Genomic DNA, 1,742 nt, shown 5'->3' with positions numbered 1-1,742 from the left:
GCAGCGCGCGTTCGTCGTCGCCGGCGCGCAGCAGCAGCACCAGCGCGGCGTCGCGCTGGGCCGGATCGGCGAGCAGGCCGGGACCGGACAGGTCCAGCGCGCGCCCCAGCGCGGCGGCGTCGGCGCCGCTCAGGCAGGCGTTGAGCACCAGCGCGCCCAGCGCCGGGTTGTCCGGGCTGGCGGCCAGCGCGGCCAACAGGTCGGTGAGCAGAGGATTCGCGGGCGTATCGGACATGGCGGCATCCTGGCCGGTTCGGCGGATGGATCGGCGGACGGATCGAAAGCGGACCGCTAGGGTAACCAACCGCCGCGCGGGCGGCGACCGCGCGCACAGCGCTGCGGCGCTCACGATCCTGACGCGACCTCAGTTGCGGTTTCGCGCGGCCCGCGCCTACAGTGCGCGCGTGGCAGGCGCGCGCGCGCGGCCGCCGCGATCGCGACATCAGCCGTCAGCCGCACCCTCACCGCCACGCAACGCCACGCAGCCGCGGCCGCCGCGCCGTCGCGCGCCGCCAAGGATCCAGGCCCGCCTCCGCCATGACTTCCAGTTCCGTCCCTTCTTCCGCGCACTCTTCCGCGCACTCGGCGCAGCAGGCCGCGGCCCGCGTCCGCGATGCGGTGCACGCCGCCACCACCGGCCTGATCGAGCGCGAACAGCTCGCCGAACTGATCGTGCTGGCCGCGGTCGCGCAAGAACATCTGCTGATCCTCGGCCCGCCCGGCACCGCCAAGAGCGCGGTGGTGCGCCGGGTCGCCGCGGCGCTGGGCGGGCGTTATTTCGAATATCTGCTGGGCCGCTTCACCGAGCCGTCGGAACTGTTCGGCCCGGTCGACCTGCGCCGGCTGCGCGAGGGCGTGGTCGAGACCGACGTCAGCGGCATGCTGCCCGAGGCCGAGGTCGCCTTCCTCGACGAGGTGTTCCTGGGCTCGACCGCGATCCTCAACACCTTGCTCGGCGTGCTCAACGAGCGCCGTTTTCGCCGTGGCCACACCCAGATCGCCTGTCCGCTGCGGGTCTGCGTCGGCGCCTCCAACGCGTTGCCCGACGACGAATCGCTGGCCGCCTTCGCCGACCGCTTCCTGCTGCACCTGTTCGTCGAGCCGGTGCCGGATCATCAGCTCGAAGCGCTGCTGGCCGGCGGCTGGCAGGCCGAGCGCGCGGCGCTGTCGCACCAGGCCGAACTCAGCGACATCGACGAGCTGAGCCGGCGCGTGCCGGCGGTGGCGATGGAACGCGCGCGCGGCGCGCTGGCCGAGGCGATCCGCAAGTTGCGCGCGGCCGGGCTGAGCCTGTCGGACCGGCGCATCGTCAAGGCCCAGCGCCTGATCGCCGCGGCCGCGGTGCTGGCCGGGCGCGACAGCGCGCAGGAGGCCGACCTGTGGCCGCTGTTCTACGTCATGCCCACGCGCGAGGCGCAGCTGGCGGCGCAGGACGTGCTGCGCGATTCGCTCGCCGCCGCGGCCAACCCGACCTTGCGCGCGGCGGTCGAACACGCCGCCTTGCAGCCGCTGTCGCGCAGCGCGCGCCTGCTCGAAGCCGCGCGCGCCTGCCTGGCCGGCGCCAGCGACGCGCCCGGCGCCGGCGTCATCGCCGAAGCGCTGCTGCGCGAGATCGACGCCAACTTCGACAGCGCCAGCCTGCCGGCCGAACTGGCCGCCGAGCGCGCGCGCCTGGCCGCGCGGGTGACGGCGGCGGCATGAGCTGGCAGTGGGGCCCGGAACCGCAACCGCCCGCGCCGCAG

General features: G+C 74.8%; 2 protein-coding genes. One reads left to right on the top strand and one right to left on the bottom strand.

Annotated elements, in window-relative coordinates; all coding sequences use genetic code 11:
* Positions 1 to 235, bottom strand: a 235-nt coding sequence (locus A7A76_RS01010) for a hypothetical protein (protein WP_206409445.1), incomplete at its 3' end; no start/stop codon positions are given.
* 302 nt (positions 236 to 537) lie between these two features.
* Between A7A76_RS01010 and A7A76_RS01005 the strand changes: the two genes are divergently transcribed.
* The gene (locus tag A7A76_RS01005; protein WP_206409444.1) at positions 538 to 1,701 is read left to right on the top strand and encodes an AAA family ATPase; all 1,164 of its coding nucleotides are present in this window, start codon (positions 538 to 540) and stop codon (positions 1,699 to 1,701) included.
* The last annotated feature ends 41 nt before the right edge of the window (positions 1,702 to 1,742 follow it).

Source organism: Lysobacter enzymogenes, from assembly GCF_017168095.1.
In the GTDB taxonomy this organism is placed as follows: Bacteria; Pseudomonadota; Gammaproteobacteria; order Xanthomonadales; family Xanthomonadaceae; genus Lysobacter; species Lysobacter enzymogenes_D.
Note: the sequence above shows the minus strand (reverse complement) of the source record. Positions and strands in the feature narration are given on the sequence as shown.

Coding starts and splice junctions, on each gene's coding strand:
- A7A76_RS01005 (WP_206409444.1), top strand. CDS start 538: ATGACTTCCAGTTCCGTCCCTTCTTCCGCGCACTCTTCCGCGCACTCG.